Below are 15489 nucleotides of genomic sequence, written 5' to 3'. Positions count from 1 at the left end.
GCTGGATTAGAAATTGAACACGCACGTTACTTGTGGAACGGGCAGCCTTTTTTGGGGGGATCGATCATGCCGAGGCGACCGCGTTCAAAGCGCTGGAGCGTATCGATCGCCTTCCGGTCGCCGTATCGCAGGCTGCCGGCATCGGAGCCGACGAAACGTGAGCAGACGCCGACATGCCCTTCCGCCAGATACTTGTAGGCTGCAACGAATTCCGCATGGGCGTCATGGAGTTCGACCGGCAGCGTGGCGAACACGTCCTTCATTTCACGCCAGACCTGGATGAGGACGGCATGATCGAAAGACATCAGCCCGCTGAAATCGTCTGACTCCACTGAAGGCGGCGTCATGGAGACGCGGATGGTATTTTCGTAATCCGCCTTGCTGAAGCTGGCGGCGAGGTCCATGGAGCTGGCTGATGTGCGCAGAAGCACCGCGGCGGCCCGCAATTCCCTGTTTGCTTCGGCAAAGTTGCCCTCATGCACCTGCATGTTGAAACGACGCAGGCACAGAACCAGCCCCTGCACGTTCATGAAAAACGCCCAGTGGAATTCGCGCCAGATCCGGGATGGCGACGGGAGAGCAATAGTCATCTTGCACACTCCACGCCGAAGCACCTTGCAAGAAGCCTTGCATGAACCTCGAAACCGTCAAACTGGGCTTTCGCGGCCTTCTCCGACAGGTGGGGCGCCCGGCAGAAAAGATCTGTAACGGACAGCGCGACCTGCAGGAAGCTGCGCAGCAGAACATGGGCGGGCTCAGCGGTGGTAATGCGGTTCACGCGGAAATACCGGTCATAGTCATTCGCGTGAAAAGACGTCAGCGGAAGGCCGCTGACATCCACGATGCCGGGATCGGACATCGGCTTTTCCATGTTGCCGAGGAGTGCGGCGATGCGCGCGCGGCATTCGGGATAATGCAGCGTGAACGCCTCGAGGGCCTCGCAGAGAATGTATTGCAGACGGGCCTTGTCGTGTTCTTCCGGCGCCATTACCGGTGCCAGCGCCTCCGGCAGGAGCAGATCGAGAACGGCATCCTGCGCAAGCCAGTCCCTGTCCGGTCCGGCATCCGCGCGGGGCGCCGGGCTTGGCCATGGTTGGTCGTCCATGGGTTACGTCCTATTCTTGCGCGCTGGTGATGTTTGCTGCTTCGCCGTCCATCAACCGCCGCAAGCTCAAGGGGCGCATGTCGGTCCACTCCACCTCGATATGATCGAGGCACGCCTGCTTCGATCCGGAAAAGCCGCTCAATCGCCACCCCGCCGGGACGGCCTTGTAGACCGGCCATATCGAGTATCGCTCTTCGTCGCTGATCACGACGTTGTAGTGCAGGTCTTCAGCCGGTGTCTGGGAACTCATGGTGGTCACTCCGATCAATGTCTGTCGAGAAGACGGTGGTCCGCCAGAGCCGTCAGGCTTTGCAGAACAGCGTCGTGAACAAAGGCGATGTCGTCATCGCTATGGGCGGTGGAAAGAAAACCGCCACGATCCCCGGCACGAAGGTGAACGCCGGAGGTCAGAAGAAGGAAGGAAAGCATGGTCACAGCCTGCGGCGAGATGCGGCTGCGGGCAGCGGATATGGCGAAGAACGAACCGAAGCTCATGAACGCCACGGGCAACCCGGCACCCTTCAGCGCACCGTTCAGCCGTTCCACGAATGCCTGGGTCCTGGCGTTGAGGCCCTCTTGCAAGGTTGGGCCGTCTTCCAGCAATCGCGTCGCGACCGCCTTTGCGGCTGCGAGCGCCAGCGGATGGCGGCAATAGGTTCCGGCAAAAAATGTCGGAGCCACCTTCGGGAAGGAGCTGTCGCCGTAAGCCCAGGCTCCGCCGTCGACGAAATCCATGAACCGCCCCTTGCCGGCGATGAGCGACAGCGGCAATCCGCCGCCGGCGATCTTGCCATAGGTGGCAATGTCGGCATCGATGCCGAAATGGGACTGCGCGCCGCCGGGTGCGACGCGGAAGCCAGTGATCATCTCGTCGAATATCAGCGCGCTTCCGGTCTTTTCGGTCACGCTTCGCAACTCATGCAGAAATTCGCGGGGCTGCAGTTCCGGGTTCCGGCTCTGAACGGGTTCGACAAGCACGCCGGCAAGGCTGTCGCCGTGACGCCTGATGTAATCGATGGAGCGGGGATTGCCGTATTCCAGCAGCACGATATCGCGGGCGGAGGAGGGTGCCACGCCTGAAAAACCGGGAACTGCTTTCGTCAGGACCATGCGTTTCAGAAGCGGTTTCAGCGCCACGAGCCATGCCGGATGAGACCGCAGCAACGCGCCCCTGCGGATATATTCCAGTTTGGTCGCCTTGTGCAGGGCCGGGTCGGAATGGCCATGATACGAGCCTGTAAACAGGACGATCTTGTCGCGCCCCGTTGCGGCACGGGCGATCCGCATGGCCGTCTGTACGGCTTCGGTTCCGGTGTTGCTGAATGTGACGCGGTCTTTTCCGGTGATACAGCAAAACAGTTCCGCGGTCTCGCCGGCCAGATCGGATTGCGGCCCGAGCGCAAAACCTTTGGTCAGCTGCGCTTCGATTGCCGTGCGGATGAAGGACGGATTATGGCCGAAGAGATTGGTGCCGAGGCCCATGAGAATATCGACATATCTGTTGTTGTCGACGTCCTGCAAATAAGCCCCTTCGGCATGGGTAGCGACAATGGGATACAGCGCCTCCTTGGTCTGCATCGTGAAGGGAAGGCCGATCGAGCTTTTGTCCGAAAGGAAATCGCGGTTATAGGCGGCGGCGCGCTTCGAACCCGGCGTCTTGAGGTTGAAGCCGGTAACGATGGCGGTGACAGGGTCAGTTGCAGGGTGGGTAGCCGTGCCGGAATTATTGTGAATATTCATTCGACGGCCTCCTTTGTGACTTCCTGTCCCGCGCGGTCGCCGGCAATCTTCGTGCAGAGGAAGTAGACTGCTCGTTCATCGGTCACCGGACCGCCATCGGTGCTTCGCATTTTCACCGAAAAGCCCGAGGCCCGGAGAAGCTCTGTCACGGTATCCAGATCGTGCCCCCACACAGGGTTGGTAACCGAATGGCGCTCCCAGTTATTTCCGGGAATGCCGAAGCGGGCGATGAGAGCAAGCCGCCGGCGATTGGAAAGCAGCCGGGCCGCAAGCCTGTATGCCGCCTCCGCCAGCGAGAAACGCGCCGCTTTCGGCCTCGTATGGATTTCCACCGTGAACGAACCCTCGTTCGATTGTGAATTATAGCGGGGCGTGATCAGCCAGGCGTAATCGTCGGTGAGTTCGCCCTCGGCCGGCACATCGCGCCAGTAGCGTGCCATCTGGCCGGGATGATTGATGTCGAAAGCGAAAATTCCCTCATCCTTCAGGCAGCGGCGGACGCTGGAAAAGACCTTCCGCAGGTCTTCGGTATTCTGGATGTGGTTCAGCGATGCGCTGGTGCAGACCACGCCGTCAAAGGGCTGTTCAAAGGTGAAATCCCGTGCGTCACCCAGAACAAATTCAAGGTCCGGTGCGTTGCCTCGGGCGTGGTTTATCATGTCCTGCGAACCATCCAGCCCGGTGACGGCATATCCGCGGTCAGCCATCAGCTTTGCAAGATGTCCCGTTCCGCAGCAGAGATCGAGAACCGAAGCACCGTTCGGCAGCTGCGAAAGAACCGCCCGCGCCAGGGGTGCGATCTTCTGTTCGCTATAGCGCGGGCCAAGCGTGTGGTTGTAGAGCCAGGCCCAATGGTCGTAATTGCTGGCTTCGCTTGATATAACTGTGCTCATCGTTCACCCTGCTTTCGCGCGTCATCGGACGCCGCGTTCAGAAAGTTGGCCTTGGCAAATGCGCGCAGATATGTTCGCAAAAGCTCGAATGTCAGGGCCGGTTCGCGGAATGGCGCGTCCGACAATGCCGCCTGCGTGAGGTGGCAATCGAAGTTGCGCGTCTGTTTCTCATCGCTCTTGCCAGCGGCGGAAGGGGAGCGCAGCAGTCCCAGCAGCGGATAGAGCGGGTGGTCGGGCGTTCCGCGGGCCACATCGCCCAGCATGTCCTGCCATTCCCGCTGCGAAACCCGTTTCAGTTCGATCCCCTCAAGTTCGCAGGCCTCAAACAGGCGGGCGCTTGAAACGGGGGAGGAATGAATGAGGTGGAAAACCTGTCCTGCCGAAGCCGGTTTGCCGGAGAGATGGACAATCGCCCGGGCCACATGGTCGACCGGCAGCATATCGAGCAGCCTTTCGCCTTCCGGCGCTGTCCCGGTGTAAAGATAGGCCTGCACCAGACGGCACAATATGTCCGAGCCGTTGAAGGCACCGGTAACGCTGTCACCCGAAATGGCGCCCGGCCGATAAATCGTCACCGGCAATCCCCGCCTGCCGGCTTCGTTGACGAGATGTTCCGCGACCCATTTGCTCCGGTTGTAACCGCCAGCGGGCGGGACAAACCCTTCTACGCTTTCCAGTTCGCAGACGGGCCGGGGATCGCCGCCGGAACCGCGGCGCGGCGTGAGCGCACTGAGTGTCGAGATGTAATGAACGTGCCGGCCCTCTCCGGCGCAGGCGAGTTGGAGAATTTCGCGGATTCCAAGCACATTGGTCTCGCGCAGCCGCTCGTATCGATGCAGGTGGTGGACTTCCGCGCCATTGTGAAAAATACAATCGGCATTCCGGACGATATTGTCGTAGTCCGCGGCGGCAAGCCCGAGGCCCGGTTTGGAAAGCTCGCCCGTCACTATCGTCACGCGTTCCGTCAGCACGGACTGCGGCAGGTCATATTGCCGGAAGGCCTGACGCAGGCGGCTCATTCCATCGTCGCCGCGCACGAGGCAGGTGACTTTTCTCTCGGGGTCGCGAAGCAGCTCGTGGAGCAGATAGGTTCCGAGAAAGCCGGTCGCGCCGGTCAGGAAAACGTGGTCGGTGCCGCTTGTGGCTTTTGCCGTCGCGCTTGGGCGAATTGCGTCGTCCAGTTTTATATCGCGCTTCAGCAGCAGGGTTTCATCGTCGCTGCCGCCGGTATCTCTTGTCCGCAGGCGGTTCGCCAGCGCTTCCACCGTGGAGGCGTTGAAAAGATCGATAACGCCGATATCGAGCCCGAATTTGTCCTTTGCGACGGCGCAGAAACGGGTCGCCAGCAGCGAGTGGCCGCCAAGCGTGAAGAAATCGTCGGTTGCAGCAACCTGATCGATGTTCAGAACATGCCCGAACGCGCCGGCTATCCGGCCTTCCATCTCGCCTTCAGGCGCCCGGCCATCGGGGTCCGTTTCGGCGCGGGGAGCGGGGAGCTTTAAGGGATCGATCTTGCCATTCATGGTGAGCGGCAGCGCCTCGAGCCAGTCGAACGTATCGGGCACAAGGAATTTCGGCAGGCGGTTCGCCAGCCATGCGCGGATTTCCGATGGCGTCGGTCTGGTTGCCGCGTCCTGATCTATTTGAGGAACGGCATAGGCGGCGAGCCTTTTGCCGCCGCGTCCGTCGTCACGCACCGCCACCGTCGCCGAAACGATGGCCGGGTGGGCAAGCAGGCGGGCCTCTATTTCCCCGGGCTCGATCCGGTATCCACGGATCTTGACCTGGCTATCGAGCCGTCCCGAAACATGGATCCGGCCATCGGCCAGCAAGACGGCGCGATCGCCCGTGCGGTAGAGCACGCCAGCGCGCCCATCTGTGGCAAATGGATCGGGAACGAAACGTTCCGCAGTCAGTGCCGCCCGGTCGTGATAACCGCGGGCAATGCCGCAGCCGCCGATATGAAGTTCTCCCGGCACGCCGAAGGGCAACAGCTCGAGGTTATCATCCAGCACATAGAGCTGCTTGTTTGCCGCGGGCCTCAGCACCGGCAGGCCGGCACGCCCGCCGCCCATGTCGACCATGCTGGCATTGACGGTGGTTTCGGTCGGACCGTAGGCATTGATGAAACGACGGGTCTTTCCCCATCTTTCGATGAGTTCGGGCATGGGAACCTCTCCCCCGACCAGAACGGTGCGCAGCGACAGCAGGTCGTCAACCGGCAGGGAGAGCAGGGCCGATGGCGTCATGGTCAGGTGCGTCACATGTCGCGCGCGCAGAATGTCGGCCAGTTCGGCGCCGGGAAGGGTCGCATATCGGGGCAGAAGGAGGAGTCTGGCGCCGGCGCCGAGGCTCATCACCAGTTCGGGAATGGAGGCATCAAAACTGAAGCTGAAGAACTGCAGCACACAATCGTCAGCCGTGACGTCGCAGGCGCGGATCTTGTCCCGCGTCAGATTGATTAGCCCGCTATGATCGACAAGGACGCCTTTTGCCTTGCCCGTCGAGCCAGACGTGTAGATCACATAAGCCAGCTGCGACGAATGGGTGACCGTTTCAAGATTGTCGGCGCTTTCGTCGTCAGGGAAGTCCTCATCCAGATTGAGCCGGTTGGCTGTCTTTGGAAGATCGATCGAACTGTGGCTGACGACAAGCCGGGCACCCGCATCCGACAGCATGGCGCCGATGCGCTCTGCAGGGTACTCCGGATCGAGCGGCAGGTAGGCACCGCCTGCTTTCCAGACCGCAAGCCAGGCCACGATCATGTCGAAGCTGCGCGGCAACGAGATTGCGACGACGGTTTCCGCGCTAACGCCCTTACGGCGCAGCAGGCGCGCCAGCCGGTTTGCGCGCGCGTTAAGCTCGCCATATGTCATGATGTCATCGGCATCCGCCTGCGGCATGATGAGCGCCGCGGCCTGCGGCGCGCGTGCCACATGTGCTTCGAACAGTTCATGAAAATATTGTGGGCCCGCGTGTTCCTGCGCCGTGCTGTTGAAGTCGCAAATCCGCTGCCGTTGCTCTTCCTGCGTCAACAGCGCAAGGGTTGCGACTGGCAGGCAGGGGTCGGCGGCGATGGATTTCAGCAGTTGCTGGAAATGGCTGGCGAACAGGCCGATCGTCTCGGCGCGGAACAGCGCGGTCTTGTATTCGATCGTGCCGGAAAGCCCGGCCTCCGTCTCGCGCAGATCGAGGCACAGGTCCAGCCTCGAGACCTTGTCCTGGCGTGCAAGCCGGCGCATTTCGAGGCCGGGAAGCCTGATGCGCTCGCGTGGCGCGGCGTCGAGCTGGAATTTTATCTGGAACAGCGGGTGGCTGTCGGGATCGCGTTGCACACCGACCATATCGACAATGCGCTCGAACGGCATGTCCTGATGGCTGATGACCTGCCGCAGGGTGGCATGTGTTTCCCGCAGGGCCTTCTCAAAATTCCCGAAGGGATCAACGAGCGATCTGACGGGAAGAGGATTGACGAACAGCCCGACCAGATCTTCCGTCTCAATATGGGGACGGCTGGCGACGGGCGTGCCGATCACCAGATCGGTCTGCCCGGTATAGCGGTGGATCAGCAGGTTGAAGGCGGTAAAAAGTGCCGTGAACAGCGTCGTTCCGTGTGCGGCGGCAATCTTGCGCAGCGCATCGGCGGTCTCTTTTTCGATCGTGAAGTCATGCAGTTCACCCGCATGGCCGTGGCCCGCGGTGCGCGCCATGTCCGTCACCAGCTGCGTGGTCTGTCGAGGCTGCGAAAGGTGCTGCTTCCAGAAGGCGTCGAGCGTTCCTGCGATTTCCGTCGCCAGACGCTCGCGCTGCCATGCGGCAAAGTCGCCATATTGTATCGGCAACTCAGCTTCCGGGGTCGCGTTACCGGATACTTCTGCGCTGTAAAACGCACCGAGATCTTTCAGCAGGATTTCAGTGGACCAGCCGTCGGCGCAGATGTGGTGCAGCGTGAAAACGAGGACATGGTGGCCATCGTCGCACTTGGCGACGAGCAGGCGAATGGGTGGTTCGGCGGCAAGATCGAAGGGCCTGCTCGTTTCCGCATGAATGACGTCTTCCATCGCGGCAGCTGCCGGCGAAATCTCTACGACGGAAAACGGTGCGTCACAGGCAGCGGATATGGTCTGTTTCGGTACGCCCTTGTCGCTGTATATGCGGGCGCGAAGCACCGTGTGGCGGCTCATGACGCCGGCGAGTGCCACCTTCAGCGCATCGAGATCGAGGGCGCCACGAACCTCAAGCGCAATGCAGATATGGTGCAATGCCGAGCCCGGATAGATCTGGTCGATCAGCCACAGTCTTTCCTGTGCGAATGACAGCGGTGGGCAAGTCTCATTGCGGGGCGGAATATCATTCTGGCCGGGCGTGGCGGCATCCGCATGCGCCATGTTGAGAAATGCCAGAATGTCGGTTTTTCTGGTCCGGATTTCGCTCATCACCGCGTCGTTCAGGTGACCATCGGGGTCTGAACATTTCAGGCTCCCGGCATCGATCCAGACGCGGATATTGTTCTGATGAAGCCGGGTTATGAGGGTCTCTACTGGCTCGATGTAATTCATAAGCCGCCCCTTGGCTTTGTCAGCTTCACGCGATCCGAAGAATGAATGGTGAGCCCTTCCGGGTTAGTGTCGGGCAGCGTCGTCCGTATCGCTAAAACAACTATCAATTGCATATTCGGCTGCCTGAAACCGGTCTTCAATTTCAATTTCTTATTCTTGACTAAGCGATTCAAGAATTATATGCAAGAGGTAATTGTTGTCATCGAGACGCAGCGGGCAGCGATGCATGCCGCTGGCGATCGAGTGTGAGCAATCAGAACGGTGAGCATCCTATGGTTGCTCGTCGTGAATAGTGATGGCCGGACGTCAGGAGTTTTTCAGATGCAGATCATACCGATGTTCGCTCGAAAGCCATCTGGAGAACGCGATTTTATAACTATAATACATAGGCTTGAGGATGTAGCGGCAGAACGGCCGGCAGACGAGGCGTTCCGTTTTTATCCCGATGACCCGGGAGCGATCGGTGAAAGCCGTAGTGACGGCTGGACATGGGGCGAATTGAACGCTCGCGTTAAGATTGTTTCCAATGAGGTTTCCAAGACGGGTCTCGTCGGGCAGGGCGGCCGGGTTCTCATCGTTTATCCGCCTGGTCTCGCCTTCATCGCAGCCTTCCTTGGATGCCTGCATGCCGGTGCCGTACCGGTGCCTGTCCCGGCGCCGCGGCGAAATGAAGGAATACACCGTTGGTTGCATATTGCGAAAGACGCCGGCATCTCGGGAATCGTTTGCGCTGAGGAATTGAAGGAGCTACTCGAGCCGCTCCAGAGGGCCGTCGGCCACGGATTTTGCCTTGCGCCTTCAGGCGCCGATCCGAATATTCCGCTGCGCGATCTTGCGCCTTCCTCAAGCGCGCCTGCGGTTCTCGACGGAAACCGGATTGCATTTCTGCAATATACGTCCGGTTCGACCAGTGATCCGAAAGGCGTCATGGTCACCCATGCCAATCTGATGGCCAACCTGCGGCAGATCAGCCTTGCGTTTCACTATGGTCCCGAGGATCGGTCCGCGACGTGGTTACCCCATTATCACGATATGGGGCTGATCGACGGCATTCTGTCACCGATCTTCAACGGATTTCCGGTGTCGATCATGGCGCCTGCCAGCTTTCTGCGGCGTCCCCTGCGATTCCTTGAACTGGCGACGCAAAACCGGGCGACCATCATCGGCGGGCCGAATTTCGCCTATGAACATTGCGCCGACCGCTACAGTGCGGAAGGGGCAGCACAGCTTGATCTCTCCGCGGTCCGAATCGCCTATAATGGGGCGGAGCCCGTGCGCCCGCACACGCTGAGACGCTTCAGCGCCCTGTTTGCTGATCACGGCTTCCGGCACGACGCTTTCTATTGCTGCTATGGCCAGGCCGAAGCCACGCTTTTCCTGACTGGAAACGCTCCATCCGATCCGCCGCAATTGCGGTGCTTCGAGCGCGAAACGCTGGCGAAACAGGGAACGGCGCTGCCGCTTCCGGCTGGAGCGGACGAGCATGATGCAATCGAACTGGCGGCCTGCGGACGTCCCGGAGCGGATATCGAGATCGTTGTCATGGAACCCGAGGAAAACCGGCTGCTCGATGATGGGCAGGTCGGCGAATTGTGGATCCGGGGTCCGAATATCACGCCCGGTTACTGGGCAAGGGCAAAAGCAAGCGCGGAAAGCTTCGACCAGAAAATTGCCGGTGAAGGTGGGTGGCGCCGAACGGGCGATCTCGGCTTTCGCCATGAAGGGCAATATTTCATTACCGGCCGTCTCAAGGACCTCATCATCATCAGGGGGCAGAACCATCATCCCGAGGACATAGAGCAGACCGCCTTCTCCTCGCATTCAGCACTTGCGCAGGGGCGAGCGGGCGCTTTCGCGCTTGACGTGGACGGGGAGGAGCAGGTCGGTCTCGTTTGTGAGCTTACGCGTGATGGTTTGCGCAATCTGGATGCCGAAGCCGTGCTGCAAGCCATTCGTGGTTCCATTTCCCGTGTTCACAAGCTCAAGCTTGCCACCATCGTCCTCATCCGCCCCAGCAGCCTGCCGCGCACGCCGAGCGGCAAGGTGCGGCGTTTTGCCTGCCGCCAGGATCTGCTGAATGGCAATCTCAAGGTGGTCGAGCGTTGGGAGGCCGCCCCGCAGGCGAATTTCACGCCCGTTGCCGAGCCGGGTGCGGTTGCGGACTGGGCGCAACAATTGGCGCAGGTTGACCGATCCCGATATCCGGCCCTGCTTCGGCAGTGGATCAGGGAGGAAGTCTCATGGCTTTCCCGTCTTCCTGCCGGAACTCTGCCCGCTGCGAATGCCGGTTTTTTTGATCTCGGACTGGATTCCGTGGCGCTTGTCGGCCTTGCCGGAACGCTGGAGCGCGAACTGGGTGTCAGAACGCAGCCGACGCTGTTTTTCGAGCATTCGACGATCGATGCGCTGGTGGAACATCTCTGCGGCAATCTCCTCACCGCCGATGTAACGGCGCAGTTGGATGAGACGCCGATACAAAATTCCCGTCCGGACGAACCGCAGGAAGAAACCGACCTCTCGTCCGAACTGGCTGCCCTGTCGTCACTTCTGCAGGCCGGAACAGGCCGGAAATAATCTCACGCTTTTCATGCAATCGATGATCGGAGCCATCGCCGATGAACGTAAAACAACAGGCCGGGGCCGGCAGTCAGCCCGATCAGGCGACATTGCTCGGAATATTGCGGGACGCGCGGGAGCGTCTGGAGATTTTCCAGACACGTCAGGATGAGCGCGTCGCGATCATCGGCCTTGCAGGCCGTTTTCCCGGTGCCGATGACATTGATGCTTTTTGGCAGTTGCTTGCCGATGGCGGCTCGGGATTGACGGCGGTCACGGATGCCGATCTTGAAAGCGCCGGTGTCGACCCGCAATTGGCGGGACAGCCCGACTATGTCAGGGTCTGGGGCGGGTTCAGCGACCCGACCGCTTTCGATGCTGGGTTTTTCGGTTATGCCCCAAGGGAAGCGCAGTTGCTCGATCCGCAGCAACGGGTGTTTCTCGAATGCGCCTGGAACGCGCTGGAACATGCCGGTTACGGAAGCGGGAAGAGCCGGGGCCGCACGGGCGTTTATGCGGGCGGTTCGCTGAATTATCACTTCACCCATATCCATTCCGACCCCACCCTGCGCGACAGCGTGGCGCCGCTGCAGGCAGGGCTCGGCAATGTTTCCGGTATGATCGCATCGCGCGTCGCTTACCATCTCGATCTTGATGGCCCGAGTGTGGGCGTCCAGGCAACCTGCGCCACCGGGCTGGTGTCGGTGCATCTCGCCGTCCAGGCATTGCTGTCGGGTGAATGCGAGATGGCGGTGGCCGGCGCGGTTTCCGTCGGCCAGCCAAAACCTGCCGGCTATCTTTATGAGGCGGGTGGCATCGGTGCTCCCGACGGTCAATGCCGGCCATTCGATGCGGCTGCGAACGGCACCATATTCACCAATGGCGTCGGCGCCGTGATCCTGAAGCGCCTCGGCGATGCGAAGGCGGCTGGCGATACGGTCTATGCCGTCATTGCCGGGTCGGCGATCGGTAATGACGGCAGCTCCAAGGTCGGGTTGACGGCTCCAAGCGTCAAAGGTCAGGCTTCGGTTCTCAAGAAGGCACTGGCCAATGCGGGCATCGCGCCTTCGGCGGTGGATTATGTGGAGGCGCACGCGACCGCGACCGCTATTGGCGATCCGATCGAACTGACCGCACTGAACCGTATCTACGGGCCGTCACTTCGTGCCGAAGGCCGGATTTGCCTCATCGGTTCGCTCAAGGGAAATGTCGGGCATATGGATGCCGCGGCCGGCATTGGCGGGCTCATCAAGACCGTCCTTGCGCTGAGACATGAATGCCTGCCCGCAAGCGGCAACTTCACGACGCCCAGCAGCGCCTGCGATTTTGAAAGCGGTCCCTTCCGGGTGGCCGCAGGCAAGTCCGACTGGAAAGCCGATGCCGACAGGCCGCGCCGTGCCGCCATCAGCGCTTTCGGCATGGGGGGCAGCAATGCCCATGTGATCATTGAGGAGGCACCCGCACGACAGCAATCGGCGCAAGGCGAGGCGGGCGCGCTGCTGCTGCCGCTCTCGGCGCGTTCGGCCGCATCGCTCGCCGCAATGCAATCGTCCCTTTCGGATGCGCTCGCGAAAATCGGAGAAAATGAAGGGGTATCCGTTGCCGATGTCGCCCTTACGCTGCAGACAGGGCGCGAGACCTTCAACCACCGTTCCATCACGGTCGCGACGACGCTATCCGATGCATCCGAGAAACTGAAAGCCGCATCCGGACCCGGTTTCGCAACTGGCCAGATCCCGCAGCATGACCCAAGTCTGATATTCATGTTTCCGGGCCAGGGCAGCCAGCATGTGGGAATGGCCCGGTCGCTTTATGAGCGTGAGGAGCACTTCCGGGCCGCGCTGGATGAATGCCTGTCACTGATACCAGACGATCTTGGAATCCGCCCACTGCTTCTTGCAGAGGCAGATGCCTCCGATACCGGGCTGGACCGCACCGACCGCGCCCAGCCCGCTTTGTTCGCCGTTGAATATGCGCTGGCCAGAATGTGGATGCAGAAGGGTTTGCAGCCGCGGGCGATGATCGGCCACAGCGTCGGTGAATATGTCGCGGCCTGCCTGGCCGGGGTTTTCTCCCTCAAAGATGCCATGTTCCTCGTGCTGGCACGGGGGCGGTTAATGCAGGGTTGCGCGCCCGGCGGAATGTTGGCGGTGATGTTGCCCGAGGCTGATCTGCGCGCCAAGCTGGGTGACGGGCTGGAAATAGCTGCGGTGAACGGGCCGGGCAGCTGTGTTGTCGCTGGCGACACGGAGGTTTTGCATCGTTTTGCCGAACGTCTGGAAAAGGACGGGGTCGGGTGCCGGCTGCTCAGGACATCGCATGCGTTTCACAGCGCGGCGATGGAGCCGATTCTCGAGGAGTTTGCGGGCCTGTTCTACGGCATCGCTCTCTCTGCGCCGGCAATCGATGTGATGTCGAATCTTTCCGGAAACTGGCTGCGGGCCGACGAGGCCTGCGATCCACAATACTGGACCCAACATCTTCGCAGGGCGGTAAATTTCAGCGACGGCATAAGACATAGTCTCGAGCTTGCAGCTCCTATCCTGCTTGAGGTCGGGCCCGGCTCCACGCTTTCAAGGCTGGCGCGCCAGCAGGCGAATGATGATTGCCGCATCGTCACGTCGTTGCCGGATGCGGCCGGTGCGGCAGGCGCTGCCGACCATGCGCTGCTGGCCTTCGGACAGCTGTGGCTGGCGGGTATCGATATCAGCTGGGAGGCGCTTCACGACGGATCGCCGCGTCGCCGTGTTGGCTTGCCGGGCTATCATTTCGAGCGTCAGTCATACTGGATCGCGCCGCCCGCAAGCCGGCAGGAAGTAGCCGCTCCTGCAACCCACAGACCGATGGCCGAATGGTTCCATCAGCCGGTGTGGAAGACACGGCCGTTGAAAAACGGGTCAGCGTCAAGCGCTCGAGGCCGCTGGCTTGTTTTCGGTGCGGAGGCTCTTTTCGATATTCCGGACGGGATCGATGCGGTTGTGGTTCGTGAGGGTGCGACATTCAGCGCTTCCGAGAAAGCCTATACGATTGATCCGGCGAAAGCGGAGCATCTTGTTGCCGTGTTCGATGATCTCGCCGAAAAGAACTGGACGCCGGATCAGATCATTAGCGGTTTTGGATTGGCGGAAACGGACCTGCCGGATGCCGCGTGGAATTTCGCGGTTGCTCTTGCCGGAACGCTTGCGGGCGGCAAGCTGCGCCCGGATGTGACATTCATCGGCCGCTCCATGCATGGGATTTTCGCCGCCGACAGCGTCGAGCCCGCAAGAGCCCGGATCAAAGGGCTGGCGCGCATGCTGGGTCAGGAACTGCCGGGATTGTCCTGCCGCAGTATCGATCTTCAGGGGTTGCCGGACGCAAATGCCGCAAAGTATCTTCGGAACATCATCTCGTCACCGTTTGTCGAAGGAGAGCAGATTTATGCTCTCCGCGACGGTATTTTGCTCTCGCTCTCCCATGAGCGTGTCGAACTCAGCGAGGCGGCAGATGGCGCTGTCGCAAAGCGCGGCGAAACCTATCTCGTCATAGGCGAACTTCTGGGAGGACTGGGGCTTGTCTATGCCCGCGCCCTCATCAAAGCCGGGGCGAAAGTCATTCTGGCGGGTCGCGCGGGAATTCCGCTGGTGCCGGACTGGGAGCGCTGGCTTGCATCCCACAGCCCCCGCCATCCGGTCAGCCTTTTCATCCAGACGCTCAGGTCGCTCGGAACGCCCGGAAAGGACTATCTTCTCTTTTCTGGCGATGTCAGCGATGCGTCATGGCTTCGGTCCGCGCTGGAGGAGGGTGAGAAAAACCTTGGTCGGGTGAAAGGTGTTTTCCACACAGCCGCCATGGGCGACCAATATTTCGGCCTGCTCAGCAGTGAAAATTTCGACACGAAAAGCCTTCAGACCGTAAAGTCCGGCGCCATCGATGCCCTTGATCGTGTCGTTGGAACGCGCAGCGATATTTTCGTGCTCGTCCAGTCGTCGCTGTCATCGATCGTTGGTGGCACCGGTCTTGGCCGATACGCTGCGGAAAATTCCTATCTGGATGCTTTCGTTTCCGCAAAACGGCGCGCGTCCGGTCCGGTCTGGAAATCCGTCAATTGGGATGCCTGCGCCTCGGTCCACGCGACGGAGGCTGACCATGCGACCCACAGGGAAATAAACCCGGAGGAGGTCTGGCAGGTCACGGCGCAGGTCCTTTCGGAGGCTTCACCGGCGTCAATTGTGGTCACGCCCTATGATCTCGAAAACCGCCCGGCAGCGGATGTTCAGGATGCCCACGGCGCTGTGGCGACCAGCCAGAAATCATCCCGCAGCGGGGTATCGGCCGCCTATGCCGCGCCGCAGGGGCCGCTTGAAGAAGACGTCGTCGCCATCATGGCGGAGCTTCTCGGGATAAACGGTATCGGCGTTACCGATAATTTCTTCGAACTCGGCGGTCACTCGTTGCTCGCCATCCAGGTCGTCGCGCGGCTTCGAAAACGCTTTGACGTTGAAATTCCGATGCGTGCCCTGCTTTTCGACGCACCGACGGCCGCCGGCCTCGCCAGGGTCATTCAGGAGGGTCTCGACGCCCGCAACCAGGAGGCGGATATGCTCGCCTCGATGCTTGACGACGTCGAGGCCGGTCGTTGACCACGCCGATAACG

Annotated in this window: 8 protein-coding genes; 2 read left to right on the top strand and 6 right to left on the bottom strand. The window is 60.8% G+C overall.

Annotated elements, in window-relative coordinates:
- Positions 1–26 precede the first annotated feature (26 nt).
- From ATU_RS17070 to ATU_RS17045, 6 genes are read right to left on the bottom strand one after another with little or no spacing between them, the layout of a single operon-like run.
- Complete coding sequence (locus tag ATU_RS17070) at positions 27–590, bottom strand: siderophore biosynthesis protein (protein WP_010973245.1); 564 nt, start codon at positions 588–590, stop codon at positions 27–29.
- Positions 587–1105 (bottom strand): siderophore biosynthesis protein, encoded by a 519-nt coding sequence (locus tag ATU_RS17065; RefSeq protein WP_010973244.1) that lies wholly within the window; start codon positions 1103–1105, stop codon positions 587–589. Before ATU_RS17065 ends, ATU_RS17070 begins: the two co-directional genes overlap by 4 nt.
- A 10-nt stretch (positions 1106–1115) precedes the next feature.
- Positions 1116–1355, bottom strand: a complete 240-nt coding sequence (locus ATU_RS17060; RefSeq protein ID WP_010973243.1) for an MbtH family protein — start codon at positions 1353–1355, stop codon at positions 1116–1118.
- Between the two features lie 14 nt (positions 1356–1369).
- A complete protein-coding gene (locus tag ATU_RS17055) occupies positions 1370–2845 on the bottom strand; it encodes an aminotransferase class III-fold pyridoxal phosphate-dependent enzyme (RefSeq protein ID WP_010973242.1) in 1476 nt (491 codons plus the stop codon).
- Positions 2842–3738: a class I SAM-dependent DNA methyltransferase gene (locus ATU_RS17050; RefSeq protein ID WP_010973241.1), complete on the bottom strand. Its 897-nt coding sequence runs from the start codon at positions 3736–3738 to the stop codon at positions 2842–2844. Before ATU_RS17050 ends, ATU_RS17055 begins: the two co-directional genes overlap by 4 nt.
- Positions 3735–8297, bottom strand: coding sequence for a non-ribosomal peptide synthetase (locus ATU_RS17045; RefSeq protein ID WP_010973240.1), 4563 nt, complete (start codon positions 8295–8297; stop codon positions 3735–3737). The genes ATU_RS17050 and ATU_RS17045 overlap by 4 nt, the downstream gene beginning before the upstream one ends.
- Before the next feature lie 321 nt (positions 8298–8618).
- On the opposite strand from ATU_RS17045, the gene ATU_RS17040 reads away from it, so the two are divergent.
- Positions 8619–10871, top strand: coding sequence for an AMP-binding protein (locus ATU_RS17040; protein WP_010973238.1), 2253 nt, complete (start codon positions 8619–8621; stop codon positions 10869–10871).
- Positions 10872–10912: 41 nt separating this feature from the next.
- Positions 10913–15475: a type I polyketide synthase gene (locus tag ATU_RS17035; protein WP_010973237.1), complete on the top strand. Its 4563-nt coding sequence runs from the start codon at positions 10913–10915 to the stop codon at positions 15473–15475.
- Positions 15476–15489 lie beyond the last annotated feature (14 nt).

This window comes from Agrobacterium fabrum str. C58 (genome assembly GCF_000092025.1).
In the GTDB taxonomy this organism is placed as follows: Bacteria; Pseudomonadota; Alphaproteobacteria; order Rhizobiales; family Rhizobiaceae; genus Agrobacterium; species Agrobacterium fabrum.
Note: the sequence above shows the minus strand (reverse complement) of the source record. Positions and strands in the feature narration are given on the sequence as shown.

Bases quoted from the DNA above. Each gene is read 5' to 3' on its own strand.
- ATU_RS17040 (WP_010973238.1), top strand. From the start codon at position 8,619: ATGCAGATCATACCGATGTTCGCTCGAAAGCCATCTGGAGAACGCGAT.
- ATU_RS17070 (WP_010973245.1), bottom strand. From the start codon at position 590: ATGACTATTGCTCTCCCGTCGCCATCCCGGATCTGGCGCGAATTCCAC.
- ATU_RS17045 (WP_010973240.1), bottom strand. From the start codon at position 8,297: ATGAATTACATCGAGCCAGTAGAGACCCTCATAACCCGGCTTCATCAG.
- ATU_RS17050 (WP_010973241.1), bottom strand. From the start codon at position 3,738: ATGAGCACAGTTATATCAAGCGAAGCCAGCAATTACGACCATTGGGCC.
- ATU_RS17055 (WP_010973242.1), bottom strand. From the start codon at position 2,845: ATGAATATTCACAATAATTCCGGCACGGCTACCCACCCTGCAACTGAC.
- ATU_RS17065 (WP_010973244.1), bottom strand. From the start codon at position 1,105: ATGGACGACCAACCATGGCCAAGCCCGGCGCCCCGCGCGGATGCCGGA.
- ATU_RS17060 (WP_010973243.1), bottom strand. From the start codon at position 1,355: ATGAGTTCCCAGACACCGGCTGAAGACCTGCACTACAACGTCGTGATC.
- ATU_RS17035 (WP_010973237.1), top strand. From the start codon at position 10,913: ATGAACGTAAAACAACAGGCCGGGGCCGGCAGTCAGCCCGATCAGGCG.